The organism is Parafrigoribacterium mesophilum (assembly GCF_039652555.1).
Taxonomy (GTDB): domain Bacteria; phylum Actinomycetota; class Actinomycetes; order Actinomycetales; family Microbacteriaceae; genus Parafrigoribacterium; species Parafrigoribacterium mesophilum.
Map to the genome: position 1 here is coordinate 1 of NZ_JBDJAF010000061.1, position 271 is coordinate 271.

The window sequence follows — 271 nt, forward strand, 5'->3', positions numbered from 1 at the left end:
GCTGAAGGAATAAAAGCTTATAACGAAGGCGAACTGCAGTTACCTACCCGCTCACTTCTGCCGATTAGGATGGAGGATCTCTCGGGAGGAGTCTGGGAATTGGAAATGGGAGAAATCCCTACTCTCATTCTAGATAGTGGTCTCGGGACTAAACAAGAGCTGAAGTCAAGTCCTATACTCTTCGCGATCCTCCCTGGCGTAATTAGGGCAATCTTGGTAAATCTCGTTCATGAACAATTGGGGACAAGTAATGACGATGACGGCTCCAACG

Annotated in this window: 1 protein-coding gene; it reads left to right on the forward strand. The window is 47.6% G+C overall.

The genetic code is table 11. The features are described from left to right. On the forward strand, positions 1 to 271 hold a 271-nt coding region (locus ABFX56_RS16100), incomplete at both ends, for a hypothetical protein (RefSeq protein ID WP_346234366.1).